Genomic DNA, 13467 nt, shown 5'->3' on the forward strand with positions numbered 1-13467 from the left:
TCAACGTGGCATAGTACAGAAAATAAAGTGCAGCACTATACCGCTTTTGCCGTATTTATTGTATTGATAATTATGTTTTTATAAAGAAATGTGAGCCATAAGGTTTGAGCTTAGCCTTGCTACGCTGACCGTTTTTTTAGTAATGTGTTGGTGTACGTGTCAATCAGGGACCCTCTCGATCCCTGCTTGACTGTGTTACTAATGTTGCTGAAGCAGTTGCTCAAAGAAGGTTATGTGTTTTTTAACTGTTTGAGCGGCATTAAACTCCGTTGCGAGTTTTTGTTGTGCCGCCTGACTGAATTGTGCAATAAGGGCTTTGTCGTTAATGAGCTTGTTCATTGCCCTTGCGAGTGATTTCGCATCTTTGGTTGGCACGATGAATCCTGTTTCCCCATCATCGACCAGTTCTGGTGAGCCTCCTGTTGTGGTAACGACTGATGTTGTCGCATTCGCCATCGCTTCGATAATGGTACGAGGAAGCCCTTCACCACTGACTGATGGCTGAACTTGGAAATCGGCCATCGCCATAATTGATGGCACATCTTTGCGATGACCGATAAGGTGAATGCGATCGGCCATAGGACTTTGCTTGATTTCCTCAACATGCGGTTCAAAACCGCTGCCTACCAGCAGCAAATGGAAGTTTGGATTATCAATATGATGCGTGGCTTCTACCAGTACCGAAATCCCTTTACTTGGACGTACATGTGCGGCACAGACCGCAATGACGTTATCATTTGTTAGGTTAAATTCACTGCGTTCGGTGGGAGCCACACTGTACCAGTCGAGTTGATGACCTTTATAGATGGTGACGATATTCTGTTGATTGCGCCATACTCGCTGGCTAACATCTTTGCGTACGGCATCTGATACACATACGATCCCATTAACGCGAGGATGAAGATGGGTTAGATAGGCGCTCGGGTCATGACGGTAGAGTCCGCCCGTGGTACCCCGGTAGGTGATCATTTTGGCACGGGTACCGATACAGGCAAACGCAGCATTAGGGATCGTTTTGGAGTTAAACGCATAACAGATATCGTAATCGCCTGCTTTTAGCTCTTGATGAAGCGTCTTAATAGTTTGCCAGCAGATTTTTTTCTTCGGGTAGCAGTCGATCACTTTAACGCCATGCTCACGAAAGCGCGCCACGTACTCGGCATCACCTTGGGTTGCAACCGTCACTTGATGGCCTTGGCGAACCATTTCAATGAACATTTCTGCTTCAGGGCGAACGCTGTTCCAGGCGTGGTGGTAGGAGCTGGCAATTAAAATTTTCATAATGCTACTTTTTGTTGAATTTGAAATGAAGGTTATGGGTTTCTCGCTGAATAAATTCATTGAGATTGAACCATTCTCGCTTGCACTTGGTTAGCAAGCTACGAGGGGCTTTTTTGCCATAACCAATGTCTGAGATTTCATCATCATCGTGCAGTACACACTCAGGAACCAGCCCATAGCACTCAACATGAGTCGCCCAAAAGCGATCCATCATGATATCAACGGGGAATATCCATTGTTGTGAGTGGTTAAGAAATTGCTTCGCCGCATCAGGAGTCAGGTAATAGCCAATCGTGCCCATCTGACCTTTGCTAAAGCGATGAATCGTAACATTATTGTGATGATAAACTTCACAAGAGCTGTATTTCTTGCGCTGATGTTTATGCAGGCGAATAAACCCTAGCTGGCTGGGTAGTAAAGCGCTATCTTCACAAAATTCAGAAAACAACGCCGAGTTAAACAGTGCATCATCTTCCAGTACGATGATGGGCTTATTGAGCTCGATGCATTTTTCCCATAATAGATAATGGCTGGCGTAGCAGCCTAGCTGGCCTTTACTGAGCGATTTGCCCCGATAGTGCTGGCTGAGATCATCGCGGTATTTTTGAAATAAAGGGTGTTCGCCAACTCGTCCATCAACCGCTGGGAAAATATGATAATTGAGGCCTAAAGCATCCAGCCTAGCAGAAATACTGGCCTTGCGTGCTGTAGATGTTTCAAGATTTACAACAAAAATATCAATCATAATAATGTTATTTTTTCGGTAGCTGGTTGCATGTTCACACTCGATATTACGATCAAATAGAGCAGTAATGTCTGAGTATGATTAAAGGGCACATCAGTGAGTGATGCGATAGCATAGAGCAGAGATATACTAAGAAGGATGAAACGCCTATCTCGTGATAGTTTCATTGAACTGTATACGGGGAAAATTAACAGTGCAAGCAGGATAGCCAAGCCAACAATGCCATTTTTTATTGAGCGATCAATGTATTGATTATGATAATGGGCAGGTTTAAACCCTGCCAGATCACTTGATACCTGACCTTCTGCCGTAAGTTCTTTGAATTTAGTCACATGGTCATTACCCAACCCTAAGACCCAATCATTGCGTAGCATTTCTGGACTGAGCATCCACATCTGCAAACGTAGGCCAATAGAGGTATTTAAATGACCGCTGAGAATACGGTTAATTTCATATTGAGTTTGTGCTAAGCGTTCACTGATCACCGGCTTGAGTGAAAATCCAGTCACCGACAGTAAGGCAACTGCAATGGCAATTGCTTTTATATTTAGTACCTTACCTCTGTTTAAAGTGATGGCTACAATGCCGGTAACAATGGTATAGCCAAGCCAGATCCCTCTGGTTTGGCTAAACAAAACGGCACCAGAACTGAATAATATTGCCAACAGTGTGATGGCGATATTTTTTTTTGTTCTCGGGGCGGTAAATAACAATGTCACTGAAATCAGCCCGAAAGCAGCACTCATGGTCGCCAATGGTATGGCATTAATCGGCCATAACCCACGATCGATTCCTAAGTATTGGTTAAAATAATAGGTGGTTCCGAGGGCAAAAATACTGCCAATCAACGCCAATATCTGGAGCTTGGCTATCGTCAGTAGTTGCTTGGGGAAAAACAGTAAAAACAGTGAGGCCGTGAGTAACGCACGTATTTCACGCGAACTCAGGCCATGGTAGTGGTAACTGAATAAGGCATAGCCCGTCATGGTCAGAATAAGCCACAGCGTTTTGTCATGCCTGATATTGGCTTTAGCGCTTGTCAGACCGTAGCTGAACAGAGTGACGATGATGGAAATCAGTGTGATGGCGACCATCGGCTTATCACCGCTGTTCATAACGAGCATCCCGCTGAAGAGCCAGTAGACCGGCAGCAGGATCAGGGTATTTGAGAGTGTATTATCTTTCATGTCACTGACTGGTCTTATAGGGATTTGACTCGCCATTTGGCCGAGTTTTCAATAAACGTAAAATCCACATGTACTGCTCGGGACGTTCAGTCACATACTGCTCGATACACTGGTTCATCATTCGGGCGTCTTGGGCTTCGTTTTCCATCGGAAACGGAGAAAGCGGCGGGTAGATGTCGATTTCATACTGACCAGTTTCACTGTTATAGATGGAATACAGCGGGACGATTTTCGCGCGGCTGAGTTTAGCCAGGCGGCCAAGGCCGGCAATGGTGGCTTTGGTGGTGGCAAAAAAATCAACGAATACACTATGCTCTGGGCCAAGATCTTCATCAGGGAGGTAGTAACCTAGATACCCTTCACGGATCGATTTGATGAAGGGTTTGATTCCACCGCTACGCTCATACACCCGACCGCCGTATTGTACTCGCTGTTTGTGCATTAGCCAGTCAGAGACGGCGTTTTTTTGTTTTTTAGCCATCGCCGAGACGGGGAGTCCGCGAGATGCCAGTAAAACCGCGGGGATATCAATGGCCCAGGTATGGGGTACCAGTAAAATCACGCTTTCGCCACGTTCTTTAAGTGCGGTTAGATGCTCTTCACCACGGATCACGGTATTGTTTTCGAGCCATTGTTTGTTACGTAAGCTCAAGGAGGCAAAGCCCATCAGAAAGCTACCTGCAGTGGTATAGCTGTCTTGCAGCATCATTTCCCGCTCAGTGTCTGATTTGTCAGGAAAGCACATTGCCAGATTTATCCGGGCCCGTTGATTCGCTTTGCTATTTAACTTAACCGCTTGTTTAGCAAACGCGGCAGCAAGCGTACGACGCACGTTGTGGGGTAAGAGGCTGAGTAATGAAGCTAATAGCACAGCCAGCCAGGTCCCCCAATACTTGGGATGCAGGAAAGACCAGCTAAAGGCTGGGTGGTAGGCTTTGTTGTCGTAATGATCATTCATAGGGCGATACTATTCACTGGCTCATATTATTTCTGGTTTAGATGCGTCATGTATTCCGCCACGCCCTTGGCTACAGACTTAAATTCTTCCTTGTAACCCACGGCGCGAACCTTGGTCAGATCGGCTTGGGTAAATTTTTGGTAACGGCCTTTGAGGTGCTCCGGAAAGGGTATTTCCTCAACAGCGCCTGTACCGTGATGCTTGATCACCGCTTTGGCTACTTCGCTAAAGGGTTCGGCATGGCCGGTACCACAGTTGAAGATCCCTGAGACACCATTTTGCCAGAACCAGAGGTTCATGTTGCAGACATCGCCGACATAGACAAAATCACGCTTGAGCAGATCAGAGCCTTCAAACAGTTTCGGGTTGCTGCCTGCGGTGATTTGGCTGTTAAGATGAAATGCGACCGATGCCATGCTGCCTTTGTGTTGTTCGCGAGGGCCGTAGACATTGAAATAGCGAAAGCCGGTAATTTGTGACAGGTTTTCACCGCGTTGTTCGGCATCTTGCCACAGGCGGCGAACATAATTGTCAAACTGCTGTTTAGAGAAGCCATAGACATTCAGCGCCCCCTCGTAGGGTTTTTCTTCGATGAAGTCATGATCACGACCACCATAGGTGGCGGCGGAAGAGGCATACAGGAAAGGAATGCGGCGCGTCAGACAGTAGTGCAGCAGTGTTTTCGAATACTCGTAGTTATTGCGCATCATGTATTTGCCATCCCACTCGGTGGTGGATGAGCAGGCACCTTCATGGAAGACTGCGTCGACATGACCGAACGCTTCGCCGGCCTGGATGCGAGCGATAAAATCGTCTTTATCGAGATAGTCGGCAATTTCCAGATCAACCAAGTTAGCGAATTTGGTCCCATCTTTCAGGTTGTCCACGACCAAGATGTTGGTGTGGCCTCGTTCATTAAGGGTTTTGATGATATTGCTGCCGATCATACCAGCCCCACCAGTTACAATTATCATGGCTATTCCAGTCTTCTATTTGGAGTAACGATGGGTATCCGCCATCGTTATGAATTATCTTTATGATAGTATGAGCAGAGTGCCAACTGTATGGGCAGAGAAGAGAGAAGCAAATGAAAACCCGCGATAAAATCATTCTGGCTGCCCTTGAGCTTTTTAATGAAAGCGGCGAGCCGAATGTAACTACGAATCATATAGCTGCCCACCTAGGGATCAGTCCCGGCAATCTGTATTATCATTTCCGCAATAAAGAGGAGATTATACACAGTATTTTTGATCAATACGCGGATGATCTCAGTATTCATTTTCAGCCGCTTGAGCATACACAGATCACTGTCGATAACGTATTGGTTTATCTTGATGCTGTTTTTATGCTGATGTGGCGCTATCGTTTCTTTTACGCCAACCTGCCCGACATACTGCGTCGTGACGCGGTACTGCAGCAGAAATACCTGTTGGCACAGGACGGTTTACGCCAGAATATCATGGCGATGATGAACAGCTTTTGTCTGAGTGGGCTACTGGATCTGGATGATAGCGAAATATTGAATTTAACCGACACCCTTAAATTGGTGGCATCAAGCTGGATCTTTTATCAAACCACACAGGTGCCTGGCGCTAAAATTACCAAAGCGGTGATTTACCAAGGGGTGTTACAAATGCTGAGCATTGTCCGGCCTCTGACAACCGAAAGAGGCAAAGCACAGGTACAGCAGCTTGAGGCGCACTACTGTAATCAGGTTAAGCAAGATCAGTGATGCTTAAGATGGTGGATAGAGATCGGAGAGCCGGACCAGGGTAATACCTTGAGCGGCGAGAGAGGGGAGCTGTTGCTTTATGGTGGTAAGGGTTACCGGGTAGGGGTGACCAATCGCGATAGCATAACCATGGCGTTTAGCATGCTTAGCTGCCAAGGTTAACTGTTGCTTAACAAAGGCTTCGGAGCGAAAGTGGTCTAAAAATACATCTCTTCGCAATACGGGAACTTGATGGGATATTGCCTGTTCGAACGCGACAGACTGGGCCGATGTCCGGCTGTCGAGAAATGAGAGTCCTTGATGTGCTAGCACATCCATCACCCATCCCATCGCTGTTGGATCTTGGGTTAATGCGCTGCCCATATGGTTGTTAACGGCAATAATATCGGGTATTCGGTTAAGGGCTTGCTGCAAGGTCAGCTGTAGTGTCTCTTTGGTCATACTGCGGGTCAGGGTAGCATGCTCAAGGGAGACGTTGCGGCTGGGTTCCATCGGCATATGGAGCAAGATATCACGTTGTTGTTTGCGGGCTAGCTGGCTGATTGCAGCATCAAATGGGGTACCCGGCAGGATAGAGATGCTCACTTCCGATGGTAAGGCAGAGAGCGCGGGGGGCATGGCGCGATACCCCAAGTCATCAATGATGATGGCCAACCGCGCAGCCTGTACGAGGGTGGGTAGGGAGGCCAAGAGTAAAAGGGTTATCCAGAAAGCAATCCGTCGCATGTCTGTTATCTAATATCTAAGGTTCTCAGTAAAAGCGCTAGCGAGTCAGCCAGCCTCGCGGGTTGGTCGGGCTGCCTTTACGGCGGATCTCAAAATACAGTGAGCTCTGTTCTTGGCCTCCACTGTCACCGACCAGCGCGATAGCTTCTTTGGCTTGTACGTTGTCGCCGACTTTCTTGAGTAAGGTCTGGTTATAGCCATAGAAACTCATATCACCTTTGCCGTGATCAATCACCACCATCAGTCCATAGCCTCTTAACCAGTCGGCAAAGACTACTTTTCCGGGGTAAATGGCTTTGACTTGACTGCCAGCGGCTTCTTGGATCACCATCCCTTTCCAATGCAGCTCGCCCTGTAGGGTTTCCCCAAAATCATGCAAAATTGCGCCCTTTGCCGGCCAGGGTAGCCGACCTCTATGTTTAGCGAGGCCATCCATCGGGGCGATTCGTCGTGCCGCTTCTGCAGCAGCTTTAGCTTGGGCAATTTCTTTGACCAAGCGCTGTTCATTGTGCTTGAGTTCAGTGAGGTATTGATTGTCTGATTGTATTTCACCCTTAATGCTACGAACGGTTTTCTGCCGTTGGTAACGTTCAGATTCCAGTTGTTTTTTATGTTGGGTCAGCTGAGTGAGCAAGGCCTGCTGCTGTGCTTGTTGTTCACTAAGTTGGTGTTGCTTGAGCTGTAGCTCGGTTGCCGTTGCTGCGAGTTCGTCTAAAGCATGACTGCGGGCAAGACTCAGGTGCTCGGCATAAACAGTATAGCGATCAAGCTGACTACTGTTTTCATCACTGAGTAGCAAAGCCAATTGGCTTTGCTTGCCTTGGCGGTATTGGGTGTTGAGCAGTGCTCTGAGCATTTCTTGTTGACCAAGCTGTTGCTGCTTGAGCTGGGCTAATTGCTGCTGGAGAGTTTGAATCGATGTTGTCAGTGAGGCTGTCCGCTGTTTAGCTTGATGCATTGCCTTGGTTGTTTCAGCAATCTTGATTTCTTGCTGGCGGAGTGATTTTTGCAGTTTATCAATGCGTTTCTTATTCGCGGTAACCTGAATTTGTTGGCGTGAGATTTCTTGTTTTACGCCATCAAGCTGGCCTTGGTTGGCATTGACCAGTGAGGCAAACGTTAGGCATAACAAAGCGCCAGTGCATAATGCACTGGCGCGGAGAGTATGGTGTAGGTGTTTGATTAATTCCCGCATAGGGGGATTATTTCAGATCAAATAGCACCTGACCAGTCATCTCTGAAGGGATTTCAATATCTGATAGCGCCAGCATGGTTGGTGCGAGATCAGATAGCTTGCCGCCTTCTTTTAATGTAAGCGCTTTATTGCCGACGTAAACCAGAGGAACAGGCAGGTTGGTGTGTGCAGTGTGCACGCCGCCCGTTTCTGGGTTAATCATCATTTCAGCGTTACCGTGGTCCGCTGTGATCAACAATTGGCCGTCGACTTCTTTGATTGCCGCGACAACCTGGCCGATACATGAGTCTAGGGCTTCACACGCTTTTACTGCAGCGTCGTAAACGCCAGTGTGGCCAACCATGTCACCATTCGGGTAGTTACAGATGATAGTATCGAATTCGCCGCTCTTGATGGCAGCAACTAGCTTCTCGGTTAGCTCCGGTGCACTCATCTCTGGTTGGAGATCATAGGTTGCTACTTTTGGTGACGCGACCAATTGGCGTGATTCGCCCTCGAACTCATCTTCAATACCGCCATTGAAGAAGAAAGTAACGTGTGCGTATTTTTCTGTTTCAGAAATACGCAATTGTTTCTTACCCTTCTTCGCCAGCCATTCACCCAGCGTGTTGTCTAGGCTTGCTGGCAGGTATGCGGTGGTCAGGTTGATGTCCGCTGCGTATTGGGTCAGCATGACGAAATCAGCCAGTTGTGGGAACTGAGCTCGTTCAAAACCAGTAAAGCCTGGCTCGAAAGCACGGGTGATTTGACGGGCACGGTCAGCACGGTAGTTCATGAAAATCACAGCATCGCCATCTTCCATTGCCGCTACAGGCTGGCCCTCGGCACGAATTTCAGTGGCTTTGACAAACTCATCATTTTCGTCGCGAGTATAAGCGGCTTCCAGACCGTCAACCGCCGTGGTGGCAGTAAACTCAGCAGTAGCGGCCGTTAGTAGATTGTAAGCAACCTTTACACGATCCCAGTTATTGTCACGGTCCATGGCATAGTAACGGCCAACCAATGATGCAATGCGGCCTTTGCCTAGTTTGGCAAACAAGGCTTGGAAGCGTTCCAATGAGGCTTTAGCACTGCGAGGTGGGGTGTCACGACCATCAAGGAAGCAGTGTAGATAGATTTTTTCAGCACCACGCTGGGCTGCCATTTCAACGGCTGCGGCAATGTGGTCTTCGTGGCTGTGTACGCCACCCGGTGACATCAGGCCCATAATATGAACGGCTTTACCCGCATTCACCGCTTTATCGATTGCCGTTGTTAGTGCGGCATTCTCAAAGAAATCACCATCAGCGATTGATTTGGTGATACGGGTTAGATCTTGATAAACCACACGACCAGCACCAATGTTGGTGTGACCTACTTCAGAGTTACCCATTTGCCCATCAGGAAGACCAACATCCATACCTGATGCTGAGATCAGAGTATTTGCTTCATTCGCCATTAAACCGTCCATGACGGGCGTGTTGGCGTTTGCAATAGCGTTGTTGGCGTTGTCTTCGCGGTAACCCCAGCCATCCAGGATAACTAAAGCCAGTGGCTTCTTAGCAGACATATGCTGTCCCTCGTAAAGTAAGTTAGAAATCTGAGTATAATTTGGATCCATTACCTTAGCTGCTGGCGCGAGTGCCTAGCTAAGGTAATGGGGCTAAACGCCGTAATTTTACTACAATTTATGCCGTAAACTGTAGGGCAAGATCAAACTATGCTGTAAATGGATTGTTATCTTACTACCGCAATATAGGGCTTTCTGTCGACGAGTGTAAGTCCTGAAGCACAGTTTTTTTTACTTTATAATCGTGGCGAAATATTCGCAATCTTGTTTACGACGTATACTCAATGCACTGTAACAGAGTGAGCCGTGGCGCGTAATTATTGCATCTTGCTGTACAACCAGCTTGTCGCGGGTATACTCGGAGCCCTTAATTTGGTGGAGTTTAGCCCTGGTTACAGTTGGCTGATATTAGGAAAATAGAGCGAACATCATGCAGCAATACATTGATTTTGTAACAAGCAACCCAATTCTTTCTGTGGCCTGGGTGGGTCTGGTTGTGGCAATTATTACCTCTTTCGTCAAGCAGAAAACGGCGGGCTACAATGTCGTTACGCCGAACGAGGCGACTGCCATGGTTAACCGCGAGGACGGTGTCTTTGTTGATATTCGTAGTCGTGATGAATACCGCAGTGGCCATATTGCGGAAGCACTTCACATTCTGCCAAGTCAGATCAAAGATCAGAACTTTGGTGAGCTTGAAAAACATAAAAATGCCCCAATCATCGTGGTATGCAAGACCGGTCAGACCGCCCAAGAAAGCGCGGCGCTACTGCATAAAGCCGGTTTTGAAAATGTAAACTTGCTAAAAGATGGCCTGATTTCATGGAATGAGGCAAATTTGCCGCTGATCCGCAGTAAGTCAGGTAAAGGCAAAAAATAATTCGATAGGTCACTGAAATAGGCGAGAACACGATGTTCGCTTTGATCCGGTGACCGTCAAACTTTGTGCAGTTGTGATATCTATCATGGTTGCAATATTTATGCGCTCACGGTGGTGAGCCAGAGAGAAAAAAGGACTCTAAAATGGCTGAAGCAGCAAACAACGACGCACAACAAAACTTTCAAATCCAGCGTATTTTTCTAAAAGACGTCTCTTTTGAAGCGCCAAATTCACCACAAATGTTCCAGAAAGAATGGAACCCTGATGTGAAATTGGATCTTGATACCCAGAGCCGCGAATTGGGTGAAGGTGTATTTGAAGTGATCCTGCGTCTGACTGTGACGGTTAAGAATGCTGAAGAAACTGCATTTCTATGTGAAGTTCAGCAAGGTGGTATCTTCTCTGTTGCTGGCATGGAAGCGCCACAGCTTGCACATTGCCTAGGTGCATTCTGCCCGAATATCCTTTTCCCATATGCGCGCGAAACGATCTCTAGCCTAGTGGTGAAAGGGACTTTCCCTCAGCTAAATCTGGCACCTGTTAACTTTGATGCTCTGTTCATGAACTACCTTCAGAACCAAGCTCAAGCTAACCCAGAAAATACTGAAGCGTAATTTTTTGGGGACCGTTATGAATCCAAGCAGTGAACAAGCTATCAGCATGACCGTCCTTGGAGCGGGATCCTACGGGACCTCTCTGGCTATCTCGCTGGCGCGTAATGGGGCTAACGTGATCTTATGGGGTCATGAGCCTGAGCATATGGCTCAGCTAGAAGTTGATCGTGCCAATGAGGCTTTTCTTCCCGGTGTTGCTTTTCCCGATTCGCTGATTGTGTCTGCGGATCTGGAGCAAGCTGTCCAAGCCAGTCGTGATTTGTTGGTTGTCGTACCAAGCCATGTTTTTGGCGACGTATTGGCTAGCGTGAAGCCTTTCCTGCGTACAGATTCTCGTGTGTGCTGGGCCACCAAAGGGCTGGAGCCTGAAACCGGTCGTTTGTTGAAGGATGTCGCGGTTGAGGTGCTGGGCGATACCGTACCGTTAGCGGTGCTGTCGGGACCGACGTTTGCTAAAGAGTTGGCTGCTGGTATGCCGACCGCGATTGCCGTTGCATCACCCGATGAGGGTTTTGTCCGTGATTTGCAGGAAAAAATTCACTGCAGCAAGACGTTTCGAGTCTATAGCAACAGTGACTTTATTGGTATGCAGCTCGGTGGAGCCGTCAAGAACGTGATTGCTATTGGTGCGGGCATGTCTGATGGGATTGGCTTTGGCGCGAATGCGCGTACTGCTCTTATTACCCGAGGACTGGCGGAAATGTGTCGCCTAGGTGCTGCGTTGGGAGCCCAACCAGAGACCTTTATGGGGATGGCCGGCTTGGGTGATTTGGTACTCACTTGTACCGATAACCAATCTCGTAACCGCCGTTTTGGCTTAGCACTTGGCCAAGGAAAGAGTGTGGAAACCGCACAGGCAGAAATTGGTCAAGTTGTGGAAGGGTATCGTAACACCAAAGAGGTGTGGGTACTGTCTCAACGTATGGGCGTGGAAATGCCGATTAGTGAGCAGATCTATCAGGTGCTTTATCAGGGTAAAGATGCCCGAGAAGCCGCCAAAGATCTACTGGCACGCGAGAAAAAAGACGAATAACGGTTTAGCGGGTATCGCCGGATGGCCGGCACCCCGATCTGACGCGAAATCGCAACGCGGGCTGCAAAGCCTGCGTTGTTTTTTTTTCAGGGCAGGTTAAAGTTATAGCAAGCGGAAACAACAAATCGATAACAATACCGAGGGCACTGTGAGGGAATGTCAACAACATGCCATCTGGCAGGCAATTAAGCAGGAAGCACGGCAGCAATCAGAACAGGAGCCGATGCTGGCCAGTTTCTACCATGCCACCATCATTAAGCACGATAACCTGGCTGCGGCTTTGAGCTATATATTGGCCAATAAGCTGGCAACCCCGTCGATGCCGGCGATGGCCGTACGGGAAGTGATTGAGGAGGCCTTTGCTGCTGATTGTTATATTACCGAATCGGCAGCCTGTGATATTCGGGCCGTGGTGGAGCGCGATCCGGCTGTCGAGATGTTTTCGATCCCCTTGCTGTACCTGAAAGGTTTTCATGCGCTGCAGGGTTACCGAGTGGCTAACTGGCTGTGGAAGCAGCAGCGGGTCGCATTGGCCGTGTATTTGCAAAATCAAATTTCGGTGACGTGTCAGGTGGATGTCCATCCTGCTGCAAAGATCGGCCAGGGGATCATGTTTGACCATGCGACAGGGATAGTGGTTGGTGAAACGGCGGTGATTGAGAATGATGTATCACTGCTTCAGGACGTTACGCTTGGCGGAACCGGCAAAGAGGGCGGAGATCGCCATCCGAAAATCCGTGAAGGCGTGATGATTGGCGCCGGGGCTAAAATCTTGGGCAACATTGAAGTGGGCAAGGGGGCTAAGATTGGTTCTTGTTCTGTGGTGCTGAATGCTGTGCCGCCTCATACCACAGTAGCTGGTGTCCCCGCGAAGGTCGTGGGACGACCAAGCACGGAAAAACCGTCCATGGATATGGATCAGTGTTTTAATGGCACGAGCCAGACCTTTATTGCCGGTGATGGTATTTAGTGGCAATGGGTGATGAATGATAAAAAGCGAGAGTCTAGGCTCTCGCTTTTTTAATGGAGTTGGATCCGTGTGGGATTTAAATCGCGCCATTGAATCCAAGTTGACGCCAGGCTTCATAGCCGATGATGGCAGCAGCATTGGATAAGTTGAGGCTGCGGCTGGTGGGATGCATCGGGATCCGCAGGCGTTGCTCCAGTGGTAGGCTGGCAATATAGTCAGCAGGTAGACCTCGGGTCTCCGGGCCAAACAATAGTACATCCCCTTCCTCAAATTTTGCATTGGTGTGGAAGTTGGTAGTCTTGGTGGTGCAGGCGAAAATCCTACGGTTACCAATGTGGGCAAGGAAGGCATCGAAATTTTTATGACGGTGGACATGTGCTAAATCATGATAATCCAACCCTGCTCGGCGCAGCTTCTTCTCTTCTAAATCAAATCCGAGTGGCTCTATCAGGTGCAGGTTCGCACCACAGTTGGCGCACAGGCGGATAATGTTACCCGTGTTAGGGGCGATTTCCGGTTCATACAGGGCAATATCAAACATTGTGTTTCTTTCCGTGGTGACAGTCGCGCTATTGTAGCGAAAAAATGGCGAAGCCG

At 48.2% G+C, this 13467-nt stretch carries 14 protein-coding genes; 5 read left to right on the forward strand and 9 right to left on the reverse strand.

The window, feature by feature from the left end; translation table 11 throughout:
- Positions 1-198: 198 nt before the first annotated feature.
- The 5 genes from L4D12_RS07405 to rfaD are packed head-to-tail and all read right to left on the reverse strand — an operon-like array spanning position 199 to position 5145.
- Positions 199-1281 (reverse strand): glycosyltransferase family 4 protein, encoded by a 1083-nt coding sequence (locus L4D12_RS07405; RefSeq protein WP_428447182.1) that lies wholly within the window; start codon positions 1279-1281, stop codon positions 199-201.
- A gap of 4 nt (positions 1282-1285) precedes the next feature.
- Complete coding sequence (locus L4D12_RS07410; RefSeq protein ID WP_428447183.1) at positions 1286-2026, reverse strand: glycosyltransferase family 25 protein; 741 nt, start codon at positions 2024-2026, stop codon at positions 1286-1288.
- Positions 2023-3213: an O-antigen ligase family protein gene (locus L4D12_RS07415; RefSeq protein WP_428447184.1), complete on the reverse strand. Its 1191-nt coding sequence runs from the start codon at positions 3211-3213 to the stop codon at positions 2023-2025. Before L4D12_RS07415 ends, L4D12_RS07410 begins: the two co-directional genes overlap by 4 nt.
- A gap of 1 nt (position 3214) precedes the next feature.
- A complete protein-coding gene (gene lpxM, locus L4D12_RS07420; protein WP_428447185.1) occupies positions 3215-4171 on the reverse strand; it encodes a lauroyl-Kdo(2)-lipid IV(A) myristoyltransferase in 957 nt (318 codons plus the stop codon).
- Between the two features lie 26 nt (positions 4172-4197).
- Positions 4198-5145 carry an ADP-glyceromanno-heptose 6-epimerase gene (gene rfaD, locus L4D12_RS07425; protein WP_428447186.1) on the reverse strand — a complete coding sequence of 316 codons (948 nt, stop codon included), beginning with the start codon at positions 5143-5145 and terminating at the stop codon, positions 4198-4200.
- A 113-nt stretch (positions 5146-5258) separates the two neighbouring features.
- Between rfaD and L4D12_RS07430 the strand changes: the two genes are divergently transcribed.
- Positions 5259-5903, forward strand: a complete 645-nt coding sequence (locus tag L4D12_RS07430; protein ID WP_428447187.1) for a TetR/AcrR family transcriptional regulator — start codon at positions 5259-5261, stop codon at positions 5901-5903.
- 3 nt (positions 5904-5906) lie between these two features.
- On the opposite strand, the gene L4D12_RS07435 is transcribed toward L4D12_RS07430, so the two are convergent.
- The 3 genes from L4D12_RS07435 to gpmM are packed head-to-tail and all read right to left on the reverse strand — an operon-like array spanning position 5907 to position 9373.
- Complete coding sequence (locus L4D12_RS07435; RefSeq protein ID WP_428447188.1) at positions 5907-6629, reverse strand: divergent polysaccharide deacetylase family protein; 723 nt, start codon at positions 6627-6629, stop codon at positions 5907-5909.
- Between the two features lie 37 nt (positions 6630-6666).
- The gene (locus L4D12_RS07440) at positions 6667-7824 is read right to left on the reverse strand and encodes a peptidoglycan DD-metalloendopeptidase family protein (protein WP_428447189.1); all 1158 of its coding nucleotides are present in this window, start codon (positions 7822-7824) and stop codon (positions 6667-6669) included.
- Positions 7825-7831: 7 nt separating this feature from the next.
- Positions 7832-9373, reverse strand: a complete 1542-nt coding sequence (gene gpmM / locus L4D12_RS07445; protein ID WP_428447190.1) for a 2,3-bisphosphoglycerate-independent phosphoglycerate mutase — start codon at positions 9371-9373, stop codon at positions 7832-7834.
- Between the two features lie 430 nt (positions 9374-9803).
- Here gpmM and L4D12_RS07450 point away from each other — a divergent pair, with 430 nt between their 5' ends.
- The 4 genes from L4D12_RS07450 (at position 9804) to cysE (ending at position 12870) form a co-directional block, all read left to right on the forward strand.
- Positions 9804-10253: a rhodanese-like domain-containing protein gene (locus L4D12_RS07450; protein ID WP_428447191.1), complete on the forward strand. Its 450-nt coding sequence runs from the start codon at positions 9804-9806 to the stop codon at positions 10251-10253.
- Positions 10254-10396: 143 nt separating this feature from the next.
- Entirely contained in the window at positions 10397-10867 is a 471-nt protein-coding gene (secB, locus tag L4D12_RS07455) for a protein-export chaperone SecB (RefSeq protein ID WP_428447192.1), read from the forward strand.
- A gap of 16 nt (positions 10868-10883) precedes the next feature.
- Positions 10884-11900, forward strand: coding sequence for an NAD(P)H-dependent glycerol-3-phosphate dehydrogenase (gpsA, locus tag L4D12_RS07460; RefSeq protein WP_428447193.1), 1017 nt, complete (start codon positions 10884-10886; stop codon positions 11898-11900).
- Positions 11901-12048: 148 nt separating this feature from the next.
- On the forward strand, positions 12049-12870 hold the full coding sequence (gene cysE / locus L4D12_RS07465) for a serine O-acetyltransferase (RefSeq protein ID WP_428447194.1): 822 nt from the start codon (positions 12049-12051) through the stop codon (positions 12868-12870).
- 76 nt (positions 12871-12946) lie between these two features.
- Here the strand turns inward: cysE and L4D12_RS07470 are convergent, their stop codons facing one another.
- Entirely contained in the window at positions 12947-13411 is a 465-nt protein-coding gene (locus tag L4D12_RS07470) for a tRNA (cytidine(34)-2'-O)-methyltransferase (RefSeq protein ID WP_428447195.1), read from the reverse strand.
- Positions 13412-13467: the final 56 nt, after the last annotated feature.

It is taken from the genome of Photobacterium nomapromontoriensis (assembly GCF_050336815.1).
Classification (GTDB): Bacteria; Pseudomonadota; Gammaproteobacteria; order Enterobacterales; family Vibrionaceae; genus Photobacterium; species Photobacterium nomapromontoriensis.

Bases quoted from the DNA above. Each gene is read 5' to 3' on its own strand.
- L4D12_RS07405 (WP_428447182.1), bottom strand. From the start codon at position 1,281: ATGAAAATTTTAATTGCCAGCTCCTACCACCACGCCTGGAACAGCGTT.
- L4D12_RS07410 (WP_428447183.1), bottom strand. From the start codon at position 2,026: ATGATTGATATTTTTGTTGTAAATCTTGAAACATCTACAGCACGCAAG.
- L4D12_RS07415 (WP_428447184.1), bottom strand. From the start codon at position 3,213: ATGAAAGATAATACACTCTCAAATACCCTGATCCTGCTGCCGGTCTAC.
- lpxM (WP_428447185.1), bottom strand. From the start codon at position 4,171: ATGAATGATCATTACGACAACAAAGCCTACCACCCAGCCTTTAGCTGG.
- rfaD (WP_428447186.1), bottom strand. From the start codon at position 5,145: ATGATAATTGTAACTGGTGGGGCTGGTATGATCGGCAGCAATATCATC.
- L4D12_RS07430 (WP_428447187.1), top strand. From the start codon at position 5,259: ATGAAAACCCGCGATAAAATCATTCTGGCTGCCCTTGAGCTTTTTAAT.
- L4D12_RS07435 (WP_428447188.1), bottom strand. From the start codon at position 6,629: ATGCGACGGATTGCTTTCTGGATAACCCTTTTACTCTTGGCCTCCCTA.
- L4D12_RS07440 (WP_428447189.1), bottom strand. From the start codon at position 7,824: ATGCGGGAATTAATCAAACACCTACACCATACTCTCCGCGCCAGTGCA.
- gpmM (WP_428447190.1), bottom strand. From the start codon at position 9,373: ATGTCTGCTAAGAAGCCACTGGCTTTAGTTATCCTGGATGGCTGGGGT.
- L4D12_RS07450 (WP_428447191.1), top strand. From the start codon at position 9,804: ATGCAGCAATACATTGATTTTGTAACAAGCAACCCAATTCTTTCTGTG.
- secB (WP_428447192.1), top strand. From the start codon at position 10,397: ATGGCTGAAGCAGCAAACAACGACGCACAACAAAACTTTCAAATCCAG.
- gpsA (WP_428447193.1), top strand. From the start codon at position 10,884: ATGAATCCAAGCAGTGAACAAGCTATCAGCATGACCGTCCTTGGAGCG.
- L4D12_RS07470 (WP_428447195.1), bottom strand. From the start codon at position 13,411: ATGTTTGATATTGCCCTGTATGAACCGGAAATCGCCCCTAACACGGGT.